13 protein-coding genes are annotated in these 15,719 nt (G+C 61.0%); 4 read left to right on the forward strand and 9 right to left on the reverse strand.

The window, feature by feature from the left end; genetic code table 11:
- Position 1 precedes the first annotated feature (1 nt).
- On the forward strand, positions 2-1,348 hold the full coding sequence (locus J7I44_RS14230; RefSeq protein WP_209622229.1) for a phosphohexomutase domain-containing protein: 1,347 nt from the start codon (positions 2-4) through the stop codon (positions 1,346-1,348).
- A gap of 42 nt (positions 1,349-1,390) precedes the next feature.
- Here J7I44_RS14230 and J7I44_RS14235 read toward each other — a convergent pair whose 3' ends face one another.
- Positions 1,391-2,800: a mannose-1-phosphate guanylyltransferase/mannose-6-phosphate isomerase gene (locus tag J7I44_RS14235; RefSeq protein WP_209622231.1), complete on the reverse strand. Its 1,410-nt coding sequence runs from the start codon at positions 2,798-2,800 to the stop codon at positions 1,391-1,393.
- A 164-nt stretch (positions 2,801-2,964) separates the two neighbouring features.
- Positions 2,965-3,909, reverse strand: a complete 945-nt coding sequence (locus J7I44_RS14240; protein WP_209622233.1) for a glycosyltransferase family 2 protein — start codon at positions 3,907-3,909, stop codon at positions 2,965-2,967.
- A gap of 190 nt (positions 3,910-4,099) precedes the next feature.
- On the opposite strand from J7I44_RS14240, the gene J7I44_RS14245 reads away from it, so the two are divergent.
- Together J7I44_RS14245 and J7I44_RS14250 are read left to right on the forward strand one after the other, a co-directional pair.
- The gene (locus tag J7I44_RS14245; protein WP_209622237.1) at positions 4,100-4,717 is read left to right on the forward strand and encodes a class I SAM-dependent methyltransferase; all 618 of its coding nucleotides are present in this window, start codon (positions 4,100-4,102) and stop codon (positions 4,715-4,717) included.
- Between the two features lie 34 nt (positions 4,718-4,751).
- A complete protein-coding gene (locus J7I44_RS14250) occupies positions 4,752-5,621 on the forward strand; it encodes a hypothetical protein (RefSeq protein WP_209622240.1) in 870 nt (289 codons plus the stop codon).
- 82 nt (positions 5,622-5,703) lie between these two features.
- Here the strand turns inward: J7I44_RS14250 and J7I44_RS14255 are convergent, their stop codons facing one another.
- The 6 genes from J7I44_RS14255 to J7I44_RS14280 form a co-directional block, all read right to left on the reverse strand.
- On the reverse strand, positions 5,704-6,870 hold the full coding sequence (locus tag J7I44_RS14255) for a glycosyltransferase family 4 protein (RefSeq protein WP_209622243.1): 1,167 nt from the start codon (positions 6,868-6,870) through the stop codon (positions 5,704-5,706).
- A complete protein-coding gene (locus J7I44_RS14260) occupies positions 6,870-7,229 on the reverse strand; it encodes an EamA family transporter (protein WP_209622246.1) in 360 nt (119 codons plus the stop codon). Before J7I44_RS14260 ends, J7I44_RS14255 begins: the two co-directional genes overlap by 1 nt.
- Positions 7,229-9,457 carry a hypothetical protein gene (locus tag J7I44_RS14265; RefSeq protein WP_209622249.1) on the reverse strand — a complete coding sequence of 743 codons (2,229 nt, stop codon included), beginning with the start codon at positions 9,455-9,457 and terminating at the stop codon, positions 7,229-7,231. The genes J7I44_RS14260 and J7I44_RS14265 overlap by 1 nt, the downstream gene beginning before the upstream one ends.
- Before the next feature lie 45 nt (positions 9,458-9,502).
- The gene (locus J7I44_RS14270; protein WP_209622252.1) at positions 9,503-10,927 is read right to left on the reverse strand and encodes a UbiA family prenyltransferase; all 1,425 of its coding nucleotides are present in this window, start codon (positions 10,925-10,927) and stop codon (positions 9,503-9,505) included.
- 99 nt (positions 10,928-11,026) lie between these two features.
- Entirely contained in the window at positions 11,027-11,968 is a 942-nt protein-coding gene (locus J7I44_RS14275; RefSeq protein ID WP_209622254.1) for an electron transfer flavoprotein subunit alpha/FixB family protein, read from the reverse strand.
- Positions 11,969-12,053: 85 nt separating this feature from the next.
- Complete coding sequence (locus J7I44_RS14280; RefSeq protein ID WP_209622257.1) at positions 12,054-12,800, reverse strand: electron transfer flavoprotein subunit beta/FixA family protein; 747 nt, start codon at positions 12,798-12,800, stop codon at positions 12,054-12,056.
- 228 nt (positions 12,801-13,028) lie between these two features.
- On the opposite strand from J7I44_RS14280, the gene J7I44_RS14285 reads away from it, so the two are divergent.
- Entirely contained in the window at positions 13,029-13,943 is a 915-nt protein-coding gene (locus tag J7I44_RS14285; RefSeq protein ID WP_209622259.1) for a glycosyltransferase family 2 protein, read from the forward strand.
- 15 nt (positions 13,944-13,958) lie between these two features.
- Here the strand turns inward: J7I44_RS14285 and J7I44_RS14290 are convergent, their stop codons facing one another.
- Complete coding sequence (locus J7I44_RS14290) at positions 13,959-15,575, reverse strand: electron transfer flavoprotein-ubiquinone oxidoreductase (RefSeq protein ID WP_209622262.1); 1,617 nt, start codon at positions 15,573-15,575, stop codon at positions 13,959-13,961.
- Positions 15,576-15,719 lie beyond the last annotated feature (144 nt).

Consider the following 15,719-nt stretch of genomic DNA (forward strand, 5'->3'; position numbering starts at 1 on the left):
AGTGCTCAAGTGCTTCAAAGCCTACGACATCCGCGGCCGCGTCCCGGGTGAATTGAATGATGATATCGCTTACCGCATCGGCCGCGCGTTCGCGCAGACACTTCGGGCGCGCGAGGTGGTGGTGGGTCGTGACGTGCGGTTGGATAGTCCAGCGCTGGCCGCGGCCGTGGCGCGCGGGCTCAACGACGCCGGCGCATCGGTGATCGATATCGGGTTGTGCGGCACCGAGGAGGTCTATTTCCAGACGGCACACCGCGGCGTGGATGGCGGCATCATGGTGACCGCGAGCCACAATCCGATGGACTTCAACGGAATGAAACTGGTGCGCGACGGCTCGCGTCCAATCAGCGGCGATACCGGACTACGCGATATCGAAGCGCTGACTGAGTCGGGCCAATTTTCCCCGACGGCTACGATCGGTTCGTTGCGGGTGGAAGCGGACAAGTCTGCGTTTATCGAGCATCTGCTCGGCTACGTTGATCGTAGCGCCCTGCGGCCGCTGAAGATCGTGGTCAACGCCGGCAACGGCGGGGCAGGCGTGGTAATCGACGAGCTGGCGCCGCACCTGCCGTTCGAATTCATCCGCATCCATCACGAACCGGACGGTCGTTTTCCGCACGGCATTCCGAATCCGCTGCTGCCGGAGAATCGCGCCGCCACGTCCGAGGCATTGCGTAGCAGCGGGGCGGATTTTGGTATCGCCTGGGACGGCGATTTCGACCGCTGCTTCTTCTTCGACGCCGAAGGGCGCTTCATCGAGGGTTACTACCTGGTCGGCCTGCTGGCCGCTCAGCTGCTGGAGAAGCATCCCAGCGGCAAGATCGTGCATGACCCGCGCCTGACGTGGAACACCATCGACATGGCCAAGGCCGCCGGTGGCGTGCCCATCATGAGCAAGACCGGTCACGCATTCATCAAGGAGCGGATGCGGATGGAGGATGCGCTCTACGGCGGTGAGATGAGTGCGCACCACTATTTTCGCGATTTTGCCTATTGCGACTCTGGGATGATTCCGTGGCTGCTGATTGCCGAACGCCTAAGCCGCATGGAGATGCCTCTGGCCCAGATGGTCGAGCAGCGCATTGCCGCGTACCCGTGCAGCGGCGAGATCAATTTCGAGGTGGCAGACGCAGCGGCCGTCGTCGGCCGGCTTCAGGATCGCTATGCCACGATGCCGTCAGCAGTGGTGGACCATACCGACGGGCTCAGCGTGGACTTTGCGGACTGGCGCTTCAATGTCCGCTCGTCGAACACCGAGCCGTTGCTGCGCTTGAACGTCGAGGCGCGGGGGAGCATCGCGCTGATGGATGAAAAAACCGCAGAGCTGCGTCGCTTGATCGAAGGCTGACGCGACGGTGCAGGGGCGGGTCATCGCCCCTGCACATCGAGGTCACGCCCGACCGTAGACATCCTCAAAGCGCACGATGTCATCTTCGCCAAGATAGCTGCCGGACTGGACTTCGATCAGCTCCAACGGCACTTTCCCCACGTTGCGCAACCGATGCACGCTCCCCAGCGGTAGGTAGGTGCTCTGGTTCTCACTGAGCAGGAACACCTCTTCATCGCGCGTCACTTGCGCGGTTCCCGAGACTACGATCCAGTGCTCGGCTCGGTGGTGGTGCTTCTGCAGGCTAAGCGCCGCGCCCGGCTTGACGACGATCCGCTTGACCTGGAACCGCTCGCCCATATCGATGGAATCGTAGCTGCCCCATGGCCGGTAGACCTTGCGATGGAACATATGCTCGGGCCGGTTTGCAGCCTTGAGCTGGTCAACGAGCTTCTTCACGTCCTGCGATCGTTCTCGCGAGGCAATCAGAGTCGCATCCGGGGTGTCAACGATCACCAGGTCCTGGACGCCGATGGTTGCCACGAGTCGGCGGTCGCATGAGCGGACAAGACAGTTATGACTGTCGATGGCAAGCACGTCACCCTCCAGGCGGTTGCCGTCGGCGTCCTTCTCCGCTGCGGACCAAAGCGCACCCCAGGACCCGATGTCGCTCCAACCGCAGCTGACCGGAACAACAGCCGCGCGATCCGTCTTTTCCATCACCGCATAATCGATCGAATCCTCCGGACTGCCAACGAAGGCAGCCTTGTCGATGCGCACGAAATCAAGATCCACCGATGCGGATTCGAATGATCCGCGCACGGCTTTGAGGATTGCCGGAGCATGGCGTTCCAGTTCCTCGAGGAACCGGCTTGCCCGGAACATGAACATCCCCGAGTTCCAATCGTAGTTTCCATCGTTGATGTATGCCTGGGCAGTTGCCAGATCGGGCTTCTCGACGAAGCGGTCGACGCGAAACGCGCCCGGAACGGCTTCGCCACGACGGATGTAGCCGAACCCGGTCTCGGGACCGTCAGGCCGGATTCCGAAGGTCACCAGCCAACCTTCCTCGGCCACCGGCAAGGCGCTGGCGACGGCGTTTCGGAAGTTCTGCTCGTCACCAATGAGGTGATCGGCCGGCAGCACCAGAACGATGGCATGAGGGTCGCGGGCGAGTGCCTGAAGCGCGGCCAGTGCGATGGCTGGCGCGGTGTTTCGCGGCAGAGGCTCGAGCATGATGGTCGCACCCTTGACCTCCAGTTCGAGTAATTGCTCAGCGACCAGGAACCGATGGTCTTCACTGCATACCACGATCGGGGCCGTCGCCTCTATCAGGCCGAGGGTGCGCCCGATAGTCTGCTGGAAGAGGCTGGAATCTCCGGCCAGCGTAAGGAACTGCTTTGGCAGGTTTTTGCGGGACAAAGGCCAGAGCCTGGTACCGCTACCACCGCTGAGGACGACCGGGATTAACATGCAAGCGCTCCTACTAAGGGCGCCAGACTGGGACACGGCGCCGTGAACCACTCATTATCCAAAAGCACGCGATCAGGCGCCAGCGTGGGATCGTCGGAAAACTAGGGGATGCGCGTCGATATATCCGTTGGGGGCAGTTGGCCCATGGTGTGTCAGCTACGCGATCACTCTTGCCGGTGCTCCAGGCGCTGCACGCGCAGATGGATGCGCTCGAGCAACTTGCGGTTTGTAGCGATAAGATCGCCGATGATGCCCATCAAAAAGAATAGCAGGCCGACGATCACAGCCAAGGCACAAAGGATCACCGACTGCACATGGCCGGCGCCGTTGCCTTCGAAGAAGAACCAGAGGTAGCGCGCGCCGGCGGCCAGACCGACCAACAGGAACACCGTCCCGAAGAACGCAAAGAACTTGAGCGGCTTGTAGATCACGAATACCCGCAAGATCGTGAGCACCGACCGGCCCACGTACGCGGGAATGCTGCGCACGAGCCGCGATGGTCGGAGGTCGGGATTAGTGCGAATCGGCACGTTGGCGACGCGCATGTTGCTCTGTCCCGCCTGGATGATGGTTTCCAGCGTATAGGTGTACGCGTTGAACACGTTGAGTCGCATGGCTGCCTCACGGGTGATAGCCCGAAAGCCACTCGGGGCGTCCATCACCTCGGTCTGGCTGGCCATGCGTACGGCCCAGCTGCCCAACTGCTCAAGCTTTTTTTTCATCCAGGAAAAATGGGTCGTATCGCCAATCGGCCTGGCGCCGATGACTATGTCCGCCTCGCCAGCGAGTATCGGGGCGATCAGCGCAGGGATGTCATCGGCCTGGTATTGATTGTCTGCGTCGGTGTTGACTATGACATCGGCATGCACTTTCAGGCAGGCATCAATACCAGTCATGAAGGCCTGCGCCAATCCGCGGTTTGCCGTATGGCGGACGATGTGGTGCACGCCCAGCCTGCGCGCGACTTCCACGGTTCCGTCACGGGAGCCGTCATCGACGATCAGCCATTCGACCGTATCGATCCCCTCGAGCATCCGGGGCAGTGCGGCGAGGGCGATGGCTAGCGTCGCAGACTCATTGAAGCATGGGATCTGGATGACGAGCTTCATTGCCGCACTCGTGGGCAAGCATGGGCCCGTACGCGGGACGGGCGTATCGTTCAAGCCAAGCTCTAGCATGCGCCTAAGTTGTGAATTTTTTGTCATCGCTGACGCAGCAACGAGTCCACTCGGGTCGAGGGGCTTTCTTCCTTCCTTGGGCAGCGGCTATCGTCTGACCGCACCGGCGTCGGAGCTGAAGATGAACGGCAAGGTCTTTCAACCCTCGGGCAACTACTACGACAAGTACAACACCCGCAACCCGATCGCGCGATCAATGATGCAGGGGTTTCTGCGGTCGTTCGTGGAGCTGGCCGTGATCGCCGAACCGGTGGGCACGGCCATTGAAATCGGTTGCGGGGAGGGCGAGTTGTCCATGCGGTTGGCGGGCAGGGGATGGAAGGTACAGGGATGCGACATTTCCGAAGACGCAGTGGATGAGGCGCGCCGGCGTGCCGCTGCTGCGGGCTTGCCAATCCCATTCCGTACTTTGGACATCTTCAGCGCAAAGGAGGCATGCGGTCGCAGCGATTTAGTCGTCTGCTGCGAGGTCATGGAGCATTTGGAAGAGCCCGCCATTGCGCTCGATATCCTGGCCGGGCTGAGCTGCCGATATCTGCTTGTCAGTGTGCCGAGGGAGCCGCTCTGGCGCGCGCTCAACATGGCCAGGGGCTGCTATTGGAAGGAATTCGGTAATACACCCGGGCACATCCAGCACTGGTCGAAACGCGCATTTCTCTCGCTGCTGCAGCAGCGAGTACAGATCGTCGCCGTGCGCTCACCGCTTCCGTGGACGCTCGCGCTCTGCCGTGTCCAGTAACGTAAGAGCTCTTTCACGCGTCGCAGGAGGGCTGGTGGCGCTGGGCTGCGTCGGCTGGATACTTCTGCGCTTTGTGCAGACAGGCGTCCTGAAGCAGTTGTGGAACTCGCCCCACCTCGGCAGCCTCGTCGGGTCCATCGGCATCGCCATTCCCATCTATGCCGCAGGGTTGTGTTCTGCTGGGCTCGCCTGGTGCTGCCTGCAAACGGCATTTCTTGCCGACCGGCCGCGACTGCGTCCGTTGTTCTCGGCCTATGCAGTCACGCAGTTCGCAAAGTATTTGCCGGGCAACGTCGGCCACTATGTCGGGCGCCATCTGTTGATGCGCAATCTCGGGATGAGTCACCGCGCCCTGCTGCTAGCCACGTTCGCCGAAGCGGGCCTTCTCGTGCTGGCCTCGCTGGTGTGGGCCGCCGACGCCATAGGCGTGCTTGCACCCTGGCTGCCCTTCTCCGTAACGACGGGTGAAGTAGCGCTTGTCGAATGCGTCTGCATCGGGACCGCCTTCATCGCGCTGCAATGGTGGCGCCGTCGCAATTCCAGGGTGGAGGCGTGGATTCCCTTGCACGCGCCAAGCTGGATGCTGCCGGTACTGCCGCTGCAGCTGCTTCTGTTCGGGGCAATGGCGCTATCCCTGATGGCGCCCGCTCAGGTGCTGCTGCAAGATGCCGCGGACGTCTGGCTATTGCCGGCTGCTGCGGCGGCCAGCTGGGTAGCAGGTTTCGTCGTCATCGGCGCACCGGGCGGACTCGGGGTGCGGGAGGTAGTGTTTCTCGCTCTGTTGCACGGGCACATGCCGGAAAAGGATATTCTCTTGCTGGCGGCCGTGTTCAGAATAGTCACATTTGGTGGGGACATCGTTTTCATGTTCCTGGGGGTGATTCTTCGCAGCCGTCCCATATAAACGGGCCGCGGATCCCGTCCGCGCGAAAACGGTTCCCTAAAGAAAGACTCTTAATGCTTTTGCGAGCAAACGCCAAGCGTACCTATTTGCGAGAGCCGGGGCCGCTCAGGTTTGGGCTTGGCTTACTGTCGATAAGACTAAGATAACGTTCTATAAACGCCTGATTCGAAAATACGTCGAGGGCTGCTTGCCGAATGGCCTGGCGATCCCTGCACCGCTCGGTAGCAACGGTATCCAATATGGCTGACGCCAAGCCTTCGTCAGAGCCCGGAGGGGCCAGATTACCGGCTCCGGTTAGTTGAACCGGTATCCGTACGCCGCGCATATCGCTAGCGACAACCGGGACTCCTGCCAGCATGGCCTCGACCTGCACCATGCCAAAGGCTTCGTAGGCGTTGACGCTAGGAAGCACCAGGACGTCCAGTTGTGCGTAGAAGCGTGACAACTCCGTCTCGTCTATACGGCCCAGAAGTTGGACGCTATCGCCTAGGGCGTCAATTCTCGGTTTGAGTTGTTGATAGATGGAGCCACCTGCAACGGCTCTATAGTCGCCCGCCAAAAGCAAGCGAGCAGACGGGTGTCGTGTGCGGATGCGCTCAAAAGCGCGGATCAGGACGTCAATGCCCTTTTCGGCCACGAACCGTCCCAAAAAACCAATAACGAGAGACTTGCCGTCGCTGCTGGGTCGAGCTGGGGTCAACAGGCCAGGGTCTTTGATGGGCGCGAAGCCCTCGACGACCGGCGCGTCCGGTTTCAGGACCGCTGATCCGGCCGCGTAGTCTTTAGACAAGACCACGACTTTTTCGGACCGTTTAATGCACAGTTGGGATCCCTGATTGACTGCGCCAACTGCGAGCCTATCGAACCACCCGCCGACGGCTTGAACATCGCATTGATATGTCGTGATCAAGCGAGCATGCTTAGGAGCCAGTCGCGTCAGCCAGATTGCATCCAGCATGGGCAAATGAAAATTAATGACATCCGCGTTCCTCGCGAGGCCCCGGAACTGACGGATCATGTCTACGCTTATATACCCCTTGTGGAGGAATAGCAGCGGTTTAGCACGCACTACATTGACCCCGGCAATCTTCTCCTGTGGTGGTAGCGAGTTCAGGTGCATCCCTGTCAGCACCGTAACATCATGGTACTTCGCGATTCCTTCCGCGAGCATTTTTGCGTACTCCGACACTCCGCTTATGTAGGGATGGTAATAGCTAAGTACGATAAGAATGTTTTTGCGGACTGCCATCATGACCTCGAGATCAAGGCCACGCCGATCATAATCACTCCAATTCCGGCCCAACGCAGTGTAGAGACGTGTTCCTTGAAGATATAGAGCGCCAGTACAGGGGTTATCACATAGACCATTGACATCAGTGGTTGAAGCAGGCTGAGGTCAACCTTACGCAAAAGAAGGATCCACAGGACAGCGGGAATGAAATAGAGGGCCAGTCCTGCAAGGATTCGCCAGTTGAGAAAGATGAACCAAAGGTCCAGTACGCCATGGATGGGCGGAAGGCGGACGGCTCCAGCTTTAAGTAAAAGGCCTCCGATGGCACTCAGCAAAGCTCCCAAGAAAACGAGCGGCAGCAGGATAACCAAGGGCATCAGGGTTCGCTCCGGCAGGTAAGGGTTGGGAATCGGGGGTTGATCGACAGGCTGAGTCCAGAGACCTGATAGCTCAGCTCCCGAGTGTCGACCGATTGACCAAGCAGCGCAGGGCTTCGTACGGGCCCCAAAGGTACGATCGTCACCTGATGCTCGTGTCCCGGGGGTATTGCCAGCGTTAGCTGGTGGGGTTCGGTTGAAATGGTGAGCTCACAACGAGCGCCGTCGACAGTGACGGCAACTTTTTCGGAGGCAGCGGCTGGGGCGAAACGGTTCGCTAAAACCAGATTCAGGAATTTCGCACCCTGGCCAACGATGTTCAGTAGTAATTTCCGCCCCATCCAAGACCAACCACCTTCGTCGCCATAGAGGCCCGAGATGCGGGTGCCGTCGGTGACGTCTACCACTTCAAAACGTCCATAGCGCGCGAGGATCTTTTCTCCTAGTAGGGTGGAGCCTCCGATAGCGTCGGTGATCATCACTTGAGACGAGCCGCGAGGCACGGCAGGGTGTGTGCTGACAAACGGCTCAAGATAACCGCCGGAGCCATAAACCGCCGAAAACTCCAGCGGCCTGTTCGAAAAGTAGGCGGTCCACATTGAATATAGAAATGGTTCGCTTCCGAAACGCACGGCCACGCTGCGTTGCCCCGACCATTGGTCGGCCGCCTTTACGGCGTTAACGAGGTCATTTGCTACATAACGCCGCCCAGCGGTAAGAGAACCTTTCTGCAGAAGCAGATAGCATGCGCCGATATTCATCGCTGCGACCCCTAGAATCGCCAGGTGCTGCACTATGCGATGAAGACCCTCGTGTTTGCCGCCGGAAGTGGCTACACCGCAAGCGGCAATCAAAGAGGGGGCTAAAAACAACGAAAAGTATTCGAGTATCTTGAGCTTTCCGTAGTTGAATTCTTTGTGGAAGATGTAGCTTAGGAACACAGTGAGAGCGAGCGCGACCCCTAACGGCAAGGAACTATCCGGGGAACGTACCGTGGATCTCGCAAGTGTTATACAAAGAAGCCCCGCAAATGCCACAAAAAATGCGCCAGGAACAATGGTTGCCAGCCCTTGGCTGGTAGAGAATACGGCTAACGGCAACTGGAGGGCTGAGAGCCCGGCGTAGGGGTCCGGCCACGAATTGCCTTGCGTGCTGGCGACGAAATAGACTGTCTTCAGTGTCATCGCGGCTACGGACGATATCCAGGGCACCGCCACGATTGCTATCGCAACGGATGCCAGGATTTGAAATCCACTCATGAGCAGCTCGCGAAATGATTCACCGCGCAGGAGAAGTTCGAACAGGAATATGCTGCCAATAATGATCAGGGCGATTGGCGACAGTTCCGGGTATGTCGCGAGCATGCCAGCGAACAACAAAGGTTGCTGCACCCTCAGGCTCCAAGCCTTGCTTCGTATAGAGATCAGGACGAACGACGTCATGAGCACTACGCCGTACGCGTTAGCGAAGCTGGAGTTGATGAATATCTGAACAAGCGCCGGGGCAAACACGACCGAGCCAGCTGCGAGGACCTTGGCGGCGGTCGGCCGCGACGAAAATAAGGCAAGGCGGCGTGGGATCAACAGAGCACTGGCCGAGGTGCCTCCGATCACGGCGACTGTCTGCAGCGCCAGAAAATGGGTCACGGGGTCCTGTGCCGAAATTGCGCTGACGAAAGCGAGCAGGCCTTCTGCTCCAACTCTCCCGAGTGACGGAGCTGCGCCAAACGCTGATCTCGCCATCCAGAACAAAGGGTGGTCTGCGCTATAGGTGACAGTGTCTCCAAACCGATGGCCCAACATCCAGCGGGCATTAGTGACGTAGTAAATGGCGTCATGGTTTGACGAGGCCTCAGCGACCAAGGCCTTGTGCGAAAACACAGGGATGTTCAGGGCCACAGTCAACACTACGAGCGCGGTCAGCCAAACGGCGCTCATGATCGGATCAAGTGCGCGCAGGTCACCGAAGAACAAGTCGCGCAGGGCCCCGTCGCGCCAGCTATAGACCAGCCAGGCGACAAGGCCTGCGGCAATCCACGGGCTCGCTTGCCCAATGGGGGCCACCGCGTTGACCGAACGGACTAAAACGATGGTCGTGCAGATGCCGAGTATCAGTGCCCATGGGAGTCGCTCAGCACCTTTTATCGCCGGGTTGTGCCGGGTGAGCGGATAACCAACAAGGGATAAGCCGACGACGCAAATCGCGACCTCAAACAGTAAGCGCGTCAAGAACATATTTTCCGTGCCGGAGCTGGCGGTTTCGGTCGCAGGTAATCATAGAGCCAGAAGTGCGAGGCCCATCGTAGTGGCGAGCACTAGCTGGCTCGTGCGATCGCGGACCGCAAAGACGATGGGGTCATCCGTCATCAGGCCACGATGAGCAATAAACCATGCACGACTCACCCAGTACAGCAGACAGGGACAGATCAGCCACAGCCATTGAGGATGGCGGTAGAGCATGTTGCTGGTTGGGCTGTTGATATAGAGCGCAAGTACCAGCACGCTGAGATATCCAGCAGCCATTCCCATGGGGCGTAGGATGAATAGGTCGTCGGGCTGGTAAGCACGGCCGGGAATATTCACTAGCCCGCGCTCTTTTGCGGAATAGAGCTCGACGCAACGCTTCATGGTCGCCAGGCTCAAGAAGATGAATATGGCAAACGCAAGCAGCCAGAAAGAAAGCACGCTTGCAATGGCTACCGTGCCGGCAACGATCCGAACAGTGTAGAGGCCGGCGAGGACGACAACGTCGAGCAAGGGTACCCGTTTGAGTTTAAAAGAATAAAGAACCGTCGTGGCGAGATACAGCAGAAGCACCAACAGGAACTGCCGAGGCAGGAAGCTGAGCGCGAGTCCAAGCGAAGCGGCTGTGAGTGCTGGTATTGCGATAATGCCGGCTTTCAGGTCCAGGGTCCCAGCTGCAAAGGGCCTGTTCCTTTTGGTTCGGTGCGCTCGGTCGGAAGATAGGTCAAGCAAGTCGTTCAGCACGTAGACGCCAGAGGCGCAAAGGCCAAACGACAGAAAGGCCATCGCGGCCGCCCAGAAGGCCGGGCCGACCAAAAGCTGATGCGCTGCAAGCAATGGAACAAAGACCAGGAAATTTTTGACCCACTGATGAAGCCGCAGTGCTCTGATCCAATGGCGGGACGTGGACTTCCTTCCCGCGAATAACACTGTCTTGTTGGCAAGCTGGGCGGCCTTTCGACGCAGGGCTGCGTGGGTGCTTACCACAATTGCTGTATGGCTATGGGTCCATACCTTAAGATCCACGGCCTCGTTGCCCGCATAGTCGAACTGCCGGTGCCCATAAAGCTCGAGCAAGCGACGTGCCTTGGCCGACCCGGACATGTTCTGCCTGCCGTTACTGGCGATGACGTGCTCGAAAAGACCAACTTCGCTGGCGACTGCGTGCGCAAATTGGGCGTCCGACGCGGTCACCAGAACCAGTGGTCGGGAAGTCGCCTCCTTTTTTAGCCAAGCCAGAAGGTGGGTGTTATAAGGAAGCGACTTGGGGTCGAGAGTGACCCGGGCCGCGATTTCGCGCTTGAGGACGGCGCGCCCCCTGAATAGCCACGCCAGCATTGCGAAAACAAAGAGCGGATTGCTTCTCAACAGCAGCAGGGCGGACTCAATCAACAGATCTGTGTGAATGAGGGTCCCGTCCAGATCTACGCATAAGGGACGTATTGTGTCTTCCATTCGCTCTCACAGATCCGTGCTGCCAATTATCCTGTCGGTATTGGAAGCATTCAATCGCAGTCGGTGGCTGCGGGTCCGGGTAATAATTAATCAGCCAAGTTAAAGGGCGCTTTCCAATTCTGGGATGATCTTGAACAGATCGCCCACCAGCCCGATATCCGCCACCTCGAAGATGGGCGCCTCGGCATCCTTGTTGATCGCCACGATGGTGCCGGCGTCCTTGATGCCGGTCAGGTGCTGGATGGCCCCGGAGATACCGATGGCCATGTACAGCTCCGGCGCGATGATCTTGCCCGTCTGGCCTACTTGCATTTCATTGGGTACGTAGCCCGCGTCGACGGCGGCGCGCGAGGCGCCCACGGCGGCGCCGATCCGGTCGGCGAATTTGTAGATGATCTCGAAGTTCTCCTTCGAGCCGACGCCGCGGCCGCCGGAGACGACCTTGCTGGCGCTCTGCAGGTCGGGGCGGTCGCTCTTGCCCTGCTTGAGCTCGACGAAACGGGTGTGCGAGGGCAGGGCGACATCCAGGCCCAACGCCTCGACCGGGGCGCTGTTGGCGCCGATGGCTGCCGCCGGCCAAGAAGCGGTCCGGATGGTAGCCACCACGGGCAGCGCAGGGTCGGCTTCTACCGTGACGATGGCGTTCCCAGCGTAGACCGGACGCTTGAAGGTGTGGCTGCCCTCGACCGTCATCACGTCGCTGACCTGTGGCACGCCGAGCAGGGCGGCGACTCGCGGGCCTAAGTCCTTGCCGAAGGTGGTGGAGGGGGCGAAAACGTGGCTGTAGCCGGCGGCGGCCTTGGCCACCTGCGGCGCCAGCACGGCGGCGAGCGCGTGCGCGTTTTCGGTGCGGTTGGCGGTGAGTACGCGGGTCACGCCTTCGATCTTTGCGGCCTCGGCGGCAATGGCATCGGCATTGTCGGCCAGCACCAGCACATCGATGGCTTCGGGCTTGACCGCCGCAGCGGCGCTCACGGCGCGCGCGGTGGAGGGGTTGAGCTTGCCGTCGAGATGTTCGGCGATGACGAGGATCTTGGTCATAAATTCTTCTCCGTGGTCCTTGCAGGTGCGCGTCGGCGTGGAGCCCGCGGTCGCCCACAGGTGGGCTCCTGCAGGGGGAATGGGTTTACAGCAGGCCTTTCTGCTTGAGCGTGGCGACCAGTTCGGCTGCGTCATTGACCATCACGCCCTTGCTGCGCTTGGGCGGCGCGGCGTAGTGGGTGGTCTTCAGGTGGCCGCCGGCTTCGACGCCGAGCGAGGCGAACTCGATCACCTCGATCGGCTTGGACTTGGCCTTCATGATGTCCGGCAGCTTGATGAAGCGCGGCTCGTTGAGGCGCAGGTCGGTGGTGATCACCGCCGGCAGCTCGGCCTCGATGGTCTCCAGGCCGGCGTCGACCTCGCGGGTCACGGTGGCCTTGCCTTCGGCGATCTCCACCTTGCTCGCGAAGGTCGCCTGCGGGCGGTCCCACAGCGCGGCCAGCATCTGGCCAGTCTGGTTGGCGTCGTCGTCGATCGCCTGCTTGCCCAGGATCACCAGGCCCGGCTGCTCCTTCTCGACCAGCTTGAGGAACGTGCGCGCGGCGGTGAGCGGCTGGATGGCCTCGGCAGTGGTGACGTGGATGGCACGGTTGGCGCCCATGGCCAGGCCGTTGCGCAGGTGCGCGGTGAGGTCGGCTGGGCCGATGCCCACGATGACCACTTCCTCGGCCACGCCCTTCTCGCGCAGGCGCAGGGCTTCTTCCAGTGCGATGTCGTCGAAGGGGTTGGCCGAGAGCTTGACGCCCTCGGTCACCACGCCGGTGCCGTCGGGCTTGACCTGGATGCGGACGTTGTAGTCCACGACGCGCTTGTAGCCGACCAGAATCTTCATGCGGAATCCCTTGTCTGCGTTCCGCCGGGAACGACGGAAAATCATCACCCATTTTAGCCGGTCGCGGCTCCAACGTCTTGCCCGACACGGTCGGGCATGTGGGACGCCCGCCGGCGGGGCGCAAGGGTCTTCGGCTGTTCTCGGACAAGGGAGCGTGCCAACATGTCCATTTCACCCGGCGTGCGGCCGCGCGCATACGAGGCGCGACGCCGGCTTCAGGATGGATGCATGACTAGTACTAAGGCAAAGGCCGTATGCGCGGTTATCGTGAGCTACTTCCCCGAATCCGCTACCTTGCGCAGGCTTGTGGAATCCGTCACCCCGCAGGTCGGCGCAGTCGTGCTGGTGGACAACAGTGGGTCTGGGCACGCAAACGATCTACCGGGATTGGCTGACGGTGTGCACGTGCTTGCGCAGTCCGTCAACGTCGGATTGGCTGCCGCGCAGAATTTAGGGATATCCTGGGCTCGCGGAAGGGGTTACGCGTTTGTCCTTCTTCTGGATCAGGACAGCACGCCTGATGAAAACATGGTCGAGGTGTTGCTGGATGCGCTGGCGCGCACGCGCTCGCCCGAGCCGGTGGCCGCCATCGGACCGCGCTTCCACGACCCCCGGGAAGCGCGTGATGCTCCGTTCGTGCGTCTGGGTTTTCCAGTAAGCCGCAAGCTATGGTGCCACTCGGCCAGCCAGGTAATGCCTTGTGACTTCCTGATCAGTTCCGGCTCACTCATACCCATACCGGCATTGGAGGCGGTCGGAGACATGGATGCCGGCCTGTTTATCGATAATGTGGATCTGGAGTGGTGCTTCCGCGCCAAGTCAAAAGGTTACGCCCTTCTGGGGGTGTGCGGAGCCACCATGCACCATCGCCTCGGTGATGCGCGACGAGCGATGCCTTTGGGACTGGGGCACGTGGTGGTGCATGGACCAGCACGCCTCTACTACATCATGCGCAATCGGCTCCTGCTCTATCGGATGAAACACACGCCGCTGGTATGGGTGGCCCAGGATCTACCCCGGATACTGGTCAAACTCTTCCTGTTCGGCGTCCTGATCGGTCCGCGGTGGGACAATCTGCGTTTCATGTTGCGGGGACTTGGTGACGGCTTGCGGGGAAGGCGTGGGCGTTGCCCAATCGGCTGAGGCCTGTGGCCGGGCTTACAGATTCTGGTAATTCGGCCCCGACCCACCCTCGGGCGTGACCCAGGTGATGATCTCGTACGGGTCCTTGATGTCGCAGGTCTTGCAGTGCACGCAGTTGGCGGCGTTGATCTGCAGGCGCTTGCTGCTGCTTCCATCGGGCATGGCGTCTTCCACGATCTCGTAGACGTTCGCCGGGCAGAAGCGGGTGCAGGGGTTGCCGTATTCGGTCGTGCACTGGTCGATGCAGATGTTGGTGTCGGCCACGTGCAGGTGGATCGGCTGGTCCTCGTCGTGCTCGGTGGCGGCGAAGTAGACGCCGGCCAGGCGGTCGCGCGGGGGCAGGTCGCGCGTGACGTAGTCGCGCCGGGGTTCCTCGTACTCGCCGATCTTTTCCAGCGAGCACCAGTCCGGCTTGTTCTTCAGTGTCCAGGGCGAGGCGCCGAAGGTGACGGTTTCCCAGGCCGCATTGAGCAGACCGAACCACAGCCCCTTCTTGAAGCCGGGCTTGATGTTGCGTACCCGCTTCAGCTCGGCCATGGCCGGCGACGCGCGCAGGGCGGCGTCGAAGCCGGCGGCGTCCAGGCCGTTGGCGGCCAGGTACTCGGCGGCGAGCATGCCGCTGCGGATCGCCTGGTGGGTGCCCTTGATCTTGGGCACGTTGAGCAGGCCGGCGGTATCGCCGATGAGGATCGCGCCCGGCATCTCGACCTTCGGCAGCGACTGGTAGCCGCCGGTGACGATGGCGCGCGCGCCGGCCGAGAGGATGTTGCCGCCCTCGAGCAGCGGCTTCACGTGGGGGTGGTTCTTCCACTGCTGGAAGGCTTCCCACGGCTTGTAGTTCGGGTCGCGGTAGTCCAGCCCGCTGATGTAGCCCAGCGCGATGCGGTCGCCGTCCAGGTGATAGAGGAAACTGCCGCCGTAGGTGTCGTTGTCGGCCGGCCAGCCGAGGCTGTGCACGATCTTGCCCGGGGTGACGCGACCGGCCGGCACCTGCCAGAGCTCCTTGATGCCGATCGAGTAGCCCTGTGGGTCGCTGTCCTTGTCCAGCGCGTAGCGCTTGATCAGCTGCTTGGTCAGGCTGCCGCGCGCACCCTCGGCCAGCACGGTGACCTTCGCCTTGATGTCGATGCCCTGCGTATAGCTGGGCTTGTGGGTTCCATCCTTGGCCACGCCCATGTCGCCGATGCGCACGCCGGCGACCGAGCCATCCTCGTTGTAGATGTTGTCCGCGGCGGCGAAGCCGGGGAACACGTCCACGCCGAGTGCCTCGGCCTGGGGCGCCAGCCAGGCGCACATGGCGCCGAGCGAAACGATGAAGTTGCCGTGGTTGCGCATGCCCGGCGGCACCGGCAGCTTGTGGCCGCCGGTCTTGCTGAGCATCCAGAACTCGTCCTCGCGGGCGGGCACGCAGATCGGCGGCGGGTTGTCGCGCCAGCCGGGCAGCAGCGCGTCCAGCGGGCCGGGCTCGATCACGGCGCCGGAAAGGATCTGCGCGCCGATCGTGGAAGCCTTCTCGATCACGCAGACGGTGGTGTCCGGCTGCAGCTGCTTGAGGCGGATCGCGAACGACAGCCCGGCCGGGCCGGCGCCGACGACGACCACGTCGTATTCCATCGTTTCGCGTTCGCTCATGGCGGACTCCGTGCGGGGTCTTATAAGGTAAGAGCGGCATTGTCCCTTTTTCGCGGTCCCTACGGCAAACCGGACTCTTCACTAACGGCCGCTTGCAATCGCTTTGCGGACCGTGGCGATAATCCCCCGATACACCCTGAAGGA

The organism is Frateuria flava, assembly GCF_017837635.1.
Classification (GTDB): Bacteria; Pseudomonadota; Gammaproteobacteria; order Xanthomonadales; family Rhodanobacteraceae; genus Frateuria_A; species Frateuria_A flava.